We start from the raw sequence: 6,157 nt of genomic DNA on the forward strand, positions 1-6,157 counted from the left end.
CTATGACACCTATTGCTTCAACTAAATTTTGGCGAGTGTCGTGATCTGTTTCATTCCTAATTATTTCAGCTAATGCTTGAACCGCATTTTCTAGGTCATTTTGGTCTAAGGTTTTAGCCGCACTCCAGCAAGAAGATAAGTTTGAGACAGAAATATTTTTATTTTCTGAAACAATTTCAATCAATGTTGTTAAAGCTGATTCAGCATGCAGCCTTAACAATGCCTCAACGGCTTTTTCTCGAACTCCAATACTTGGATCCTTTTTTGCACTAGAAATTAAATGTGAAATTATAGTGCGGTCTCCCAATTTACCCAATGCTTCAACAGCATATTCTCGAATACTTTCCTCTTCTGAATGATTTAAAGCCTCACATATGTCCGGTAATATGTTTTTGCCTCCAAGTTCACCCAAAACGAAGAGTGCGGCTATAACGATCAACTGATGATTATGTTTTAAGAGCGGCAATAGTTGCTGAACTGCTGATCGACAACCAAGCTCTTTTAGTGCGAAAGCTGCCTCGAATATTAGATCTTGGTTTTTCTCAGTAGTAAGTTTTTCGATCAATATTGGGACTGCGTAATCGGAGCAAGTTTGGCCTAGGAGTTTGATTTTGCAGCTTGGAGAAGTTACTTTCGTTCTGATTTTCTCAATGACATTGGCAATAGCTTCTTTCTGAGATAATGGCTGTAGCTTGCCAGCCAGTTTCGCCCCCAACATCAAATCCACATCATCGATCGCCAGCTTCACCACCCGTAGCGCTTGCTTTTCCTCATTCATTAGCGCCAGCATCAGGGCGATGGGTTCTGTCCACTTCAATAAGTTAAGGTAGTCTCGCTCGAATTTGGGCTCATTTTCGAGCAAATCAGGTAGTCGAAGCAATAGCTCCTCTGCTGCGTAGTATTCCTGAAAAAGCTGATGATGGAACTCGATTTCTCTAGGATTAGCAGCAATTTGCAGCAAATGATGCTCTAGTAAATCTTCTAGCCATTCTCTGGCTCGTGGCCCAGAATCATGGACGTGACCTGTAAGATAGTTCTCCAGGATCTTTTCGGCGAGGTTACGGTCTAAGGTCAACCAAGCTTCTGTGGGTTTATCCAGAGGACCTTGCATCATGCAAAACGCTAGATGCCGCAGTAACTCTTTTCTATATCGCCGAGAGTCTTCAGAGACCGCCGGGTCGCCTTTGAATGTGTCGTACTTCTCATCAAACTGTCGAAAGAGTTCTCCCTTGCTTTGGGGGATTTGCTGGATGGCCGGGTCAAAGACATCGCAGAGCATTTCCAGCAGCAGCGGTGTTTCGGCGATTTCTCGCAGGCGATCGTGGAGCTGTCTTAGCAGTGTATCGGTCTGGCCAGACATTCCCCGGTCAGAGAGGTACTTACCCACAAACTGCCGCATTTGGGGGGCGCTGAGGAGAAGCATCTCTAATCGTTTTTTAATGCCCAGAAGATCGCCCCCCACGGACAGATCCCGCGTAGTGAAGATCATCGGTGTGGTGGGATGATCTTCACGAAACTCTTGTAGCTTGCGCCGTCGCGGTTCAGACGGAATTTCGTTGATGCCATCCAAAAGTAGGATCAAGCGCTTGCGCCGCAGTAACCGCTTGATCTCCTTTTCCTCAAGCTCTATATCGCCTTTTTCTAACTCGTCAGTAATCAACTCCAAAGGAGAACTGTCACGTTTTAGCTGAATATAGATTGGTACTGGTTGAGTGCTATCTGCTACCCATTCATCGGCCAATTCCAGCAGCAACCGCTTCAGTGTGGTCGATTTTCCTGAACCCGGTCGCCCTGCCAGCAGCACATGCTGTCGCTCACGGCCCAGGGCATACTTTCGCAACCCCTCCAGCACTGGAAAACGTTCAACCTTTTTCTGAGCCTGCTCTGTATCCTGTTCTGAACGTTTTGACTGCCGCTCCACCGTTTCAGCTTCAAGCGGAATCAGCGCCTCAGTTTCGGTGTAGAGATCCCGAACATTTTGGTAGCGTGAATCCTGACGAATAAATTGAATATACCGCTCAAAATCAACGCTCCCTGGCTTTGGTGAAGCAGCCGAGTGGTAATGGGAGCCAATGTTGACAGTTCCCCCATGTACAGTCGTTTGAAACCCTGTTGAGCCGTCGCGGTTCGTTTGCTCCGTTTTTTTATCGTTGGGGTCCGTCATCCGTTTTTAGCCCGGCTTGCCCTGAATGCAAATGTCACTGATATAAGCAGTAACTGCCTTCTACCTTAGCTTGCTAGCCCTTTGCCTGGTCGATGCACTTGAGTCAGTTATCCTAGAGATCGCAAAAATGGAGATTTTTTAGCCAACTTCCCGGCACTCGACTCAACAAATTTCTGAAATGCTAGAGTTGCGATCTCGCTAGCAGTTAATTGTGGGGACTACACTGTGTGCGGAGCCAGCTATCAATGATTATGATGAGTCTGTGGCTATAGACCTATCGAGTGGGTTGCTCCTATGGTGCAAACAACGCCGATTATTTCTGACCGAGAACTGCTGCAGCTGAGTGCTATGAACCCTGGGCTGCGATTTGAACGCAATGCTGATGGAAGTTTAGTAACTATGCCCCCCACTGGAGGAAGCTCAGGCAACCGAGAAGCCAGAGTCATTACCCGGCTAGGTGTATGGGTAGAAGACAACGATCTTGGTGATTATTTCAGTAGTTCCACCGGGTTTAGGCTGCCTAACGGAGCGGTGAGATCTCCAGATGCAGCTTTCATCGCTAAAGGACGCTTACCAGCGGGCTGGGACCAGGGCAAAGATGCCTTTATCACAGTAGTGCCCGACTTTGTGGTGGAAATTCGGTCTCAAAACGACCGCCTCCGTGATTTAGAGGCAAAGATGATTGAGTATGTCGAAAATGGAGTTCGTTTAGGTTGGTTGCTCGACCGCCAGAATCGTCAGGCCAGGGCTTATCGCTCAGACGGGTCTGTGACTCACTATCCAGATACTGCCATTTTGAATGGGGAATCTGTTCTACCAGGCTTTACGTTGGTCCTCAAGCAGTTTTTATGAGGAACAGAGATTGAATAAATTCCACTTTGGTCGGACTTCGACTCCGCTCAGTCCTCTATCAATTTAAAGGGGATGGATGTTATTCATTTCCCTGTCCTAAGCTCACAAGTCCGAACTAATGCATCGCATCGACAAAGTCGGCATGCTGATCACGAGGAATGGGCCAGTCTTCATTTTCACCACCGATGTAGACCCGGTGGATCACGATGTAGTCTTTGCTGAACTGTTTGAGGGTATTGACCAGTACGTCTAGGGCAATGGCATCGGTGGTACCCAGGTCAAACCAGCAGCGGGCCCAGGTCCCCTGAAACTGCACCTCAGACATGTTGTGCATAACGGCCATGAGGCTGCCGTCGGCAACGTCGTTATCGTAGTTCATATAGCTGATTTCGTGGCCGCCGTCCTGCACCTGCAGGTTCTCGGCATTAAAGCCACCCAGCTTGCCGAGGAAAAACCACGAGTCAAAAATTTCTTCGATGTACTGCTGCTCCATAGCAGAGGGTACATTCTCTAGCTCCAACCAAATCCACAGATTAAAGAAGTCGCACTCGCGAAAGCGAATTTCCATAGTTTAGGGGGGTGTGATTCCGGTTACTTAGCATAGCAAGGTCTTTGGCATAGACGCGCTGAACTAAACATTGGCTATAGTGTGGAGTGGACCTTCTTGTGCCCATGAATGCTCACCCTTGATCGTGTTTCGTATCACCCGGCGGCTAGTGTAGCTCCTATTCTCAATCATATTTCGTTTACGTTAGAGCCCAAGAAGATGGGGCTGATCGTGGGTCCCAGTGGTTCAGGTAAGAGCACGCTGCTAGAAATTTTGGCGGGGTTAGTGGCTCCATCTAGAGGGACTCTGCACTGGCGCGACCAGGAACTAGAGCCGGAGACCCTGCAGCAGCTGGCTGGACTGGTATTTCAGTTTCCGGAACGTCATTTTTGTGGTCACACGGTTTTGGAAGAGTTACGCCTGGGTCATCCAGAGCTAGGGGCTGAGCAGGTGACGAAAACACTGGATTCGGTGGGATTGGGGATGATTTCCCTGCAGACGGCTCCCCATGCACTAAGTGGTGGCCAACAACGTCGACTAGCGCTGGCGGTACAGCTGATTCGACAACCGTATTTGCTATTGCTAGATGAGCCGACGGCTGGGTTGGATTGGTCCATGAAGCAGCAGCTGATCAGTTTACTAGCGAAGCTCAAGAAAGACTGGAGTTTACTCGTGGTGTCTCACGATGCTAGTGATTTGGCTCATTTGGCAGATTACTGCTGGACATTACAGCATGGGGAGCTGGTAACGTCGCCCTTGGAAATGGCTCCGGTGGCGTAGGCTTGCACCCCAGAAAATCCATCAGAACATCCAAAGGACGTGGAAAATAAAGGAATGACAGAAACAATCACGGAGCCATTACCCATCAACGGTGAGGTTTGGCAGGAGACGCTGCAGTGGCAACCATCAGTCGAGCAGCAGGCGTTATTTGATCGTTTATATCAGGGTGTACTGGCGGGCAATCGCCAGGTGAATCTGACGCGGATTACAGAACCTAATGGATTTTGGGAAAAGCATCTGTGGGATTCGTTGAGCGGTTTGGCCCCCTGGTATGAGCCCCAGAAGCCAGAGTGGCTGCCGACGGTGAAACGAGTGATCGATATTGGGACGGGGGCTGGCTTTCCAGGTGTGCCGGTTGCGATCGCACGTCCCCAATGGCAGGTCACCCTGCTCGACTCCACCCGCAAAAAGATGGCCTTTCTAGAAACCCTGTGCGAGCAGCTAGGCTTGACTAATACTGATTGTCTGGTGGAGCGGGCAGAAACCGTGGGTCGCGATCCAAACCACCGCGCCCAGTATGACCTGGCCATGGTGCGAGCCGTTGGCCCAGCCTCCACCTGCGCAGAATATGCTCTGCCACTGCTCAAAAAAAGTGGCTTCGCCGTCATATTTCGCGGTCAGTGGACCGACGAGGAAGAAGCACTATTTATGGGAGCCTTAGACACTTTGGGGGGTGAGCTAGTCGCCATTTGCCCCTGGGAAACGCCTCTAACTCAGGGAGCCAGACATTGCCTGTATGTCAAAAAAATTGAGAAAACTGATAAAGAATTTCCCAGACAGGTGGGAGTTCCAGCCAAGCATCCTTTGTAAAAGATATACCCTTCGTTTGAGACGCTGTGAGTGCTTGATAATGGGCGCGGTGCAGTAGCCTTATGGGCTGCGGTTTTGGGTGGTTTAGGTGGTTGAGATCGCAAGTTCTAGAAGGCCTTGAATCGCTCTCACGGCGACAACTAGGCAACTAGGAGATTCGCTTTGAGTGGCTGCCAGCCTTACAACTAGGCAATCTCAGATTAAAGATTGAGATGAATCGAGACAGGCAATCCAGACTAGTGATGCAGAATTTTCAGAGATCGACTCCATCAACTTGTTAAGCTATAAAGCATTCAAATGCTGCACTAGTAAGCTTGGTGTACGGTTTGCCAAAGATTTTATTTATTCACAAATATCTGGTATCAGAATATTGTTTGAGCATTCTTCTAAAAGTTTGTAGATAGATAATCAAAAAACCGAGTAACGATATTAGCAAATAGATAATTGCATACAGAATATTTGAATAAAACAGAATGATAGATGGTATGGCGATAACAGCAAAAGCAAAAGACATTACGAGAGATCTTAATGACAAACGATATACTGCCGTAACAAAACGCTTCTCTTCTTTTGCTATATTAAAGTTGAAAATCTGCGATCCTTCCGCCTCATCCAACGCTTTTCTTATTTCTGTTTCATAAGCTTGCAAGTTGTGAACAAAATACCACGTATAAGATTGCTTGAGTAAATTTAGTAATGCAATGATTCCTAGAACTGTAAGCAAACTTAAAAACCCTAAGAACAAAATCAAACTGGAATCAACCTTGGAGTTTATCGGTGCAATTAATTCAGAAATAGGTTTCCAAATAACTATAATTGCGCTTACAGCGCCAAACATCTTGAAATCGTCATACGTACTTTTGATAAAGTCTTCAGCTTTATCACTGAGCCGTACATATTCCTTGTAAAGGTATTCTAATCTCTGGCTTGAATCTGTACTCATTTGATTGTCTGACCAATATTTTATCAACAATCTTAAAGTATTGTCTCATTGACAGTTTTAC

6 protein-coding genes are annotated in these 6,157 nt (G+C 47.3%); 3 read left to right on the forward strand and 3 right to left on the reverse strand.

From position 1 onward, the window contains the following. Nucleotides 1-2,164 (reverse strand): NACHT domain-containing protein (locus IQ260_RS26070; protein WP_193996003.1); only part of this gene is annotated, 2,164 nt, incomplete at its 3' end. Nucleotides 2,165-2,458: 294 nt separating this feature from the next. Between IQ260_RS26070 and IQ260_RS26075 the strand changes: the two genes are divergently transcribed. Continuing rightward, nucleotides 2,459-3,016: a Uma2 family endonuclease gene (locus IQ260_RS26075; RefSeq protein WP_193996004.1), complete on the forward strand. Its 558-nt coding sequence runs from the start codon at nucleotides 2,459-2,461 to the stop codon at nucleotides 3,014-3,016. Between the two features lie 115 nt (nucleotides 3,017-3,131). Here IQ260_RS26075 and IQ260_RS26080 read toward each other — a convergent pair whose 3' ends face one another. Continuing rightward, entirely contained in the window at nucleotides 3,132-3,584 is a 453-nt protein-coding gene (locus IQ260_RS26080) for a DUF3531 family protein (protein ID WP_193996005.1), read from the reverse strand. A 108-nt stretch (nucleotides 3,585-3,692) separates the two neighbouring features. On the opposite strand from IQ260_RS26080, the gene IQ260_RS26085 reads away from it, so the two are divergent. Beyond that, a complete protein-coding gene (locus tag IQ260_RS26085; RefSeq protein WP_193996006.1) occupies nucleotides 3,693-4,343 on the forward strand; it encodes an ABC transporter ATP-binding protein in 651 nt (216 codons plus the stop codon). Between the two features lie 54 nt (nucleotides 4,344-4,397). Continuing rightward, a complete protein-coding gene (rsmG, locus tag IQ260_RS26090; RefSeq protein ID WP_193996007.1) occupies nucleotides 4,398-5,153 on the forward strand; it encodes a 16S rRNA (guanine(527)-N(7))-methyltransferase RsmG in 756 nt (251 codons plus the stop codon). Nucleotides 5,154-5,499: 346 nt separating this feature from the next. Here the strand turns inward: rsmG and IQ260_RS26095 are convergent, their stop codons facing one another. Next, entirely contained in the window at nucleotides 5,500-6,096 is a 597-nt protein-coding gene (locus IQ260_RS26095) for a hypothetical protein (RefSeq protein WP_193996008.1), read from the reverse strand. Nucleotides 6,097-6,157: the final 61 nt, after the last annotated feature.

The sequence above is a fragment of the Leptolyngbya cf. ectocarpi LEGE 11479 genome (assembly GCF_015207065.1).
Lineage (GTDB): Bacteria > Cyanobacteriota > Cyanobacteriia > Phormidesmidales > Phormidesmidaceae > Leptothoe > Leptothoe ectocarpi.

Coding starts and splice junctions, on each gene's coding strand:
- IQ260_RS26080 (WP_193996005.1), bottom strand. CDS start 3,584: ATGGAAATTCGCTTTCGCGAGTGCGACTTCTTTAATCTGTGGATTTGG.
- IQ260_RS26085 (WP_193996006.1), top strand. CDS start 3,693: ATGCTCACCCTTGATCGTGTTTCGTATCACCCGGCGGCTAGTGTAGCT.
- IQ260_RS26095 (WP_193996008.1), bottom strand. CDS start 6,096: ATGAGTACAGATTCAAGCCAGAGATTAGAATACCTTTACAAGGAATAT.
- IQ260_RS26075 (WP_193996004.1), top strand. CDS start 2,459: ATGGTGCAAACAACGCCGATTATTTCTGACCGAGAACTGCTGCAGCTG.
- rsmG (WP_193996007.1), top strand. CDS start 4,398: ATGACAGAAACAATCACGGAGCCATTACCCATCAACGGTGAGGTTTGG.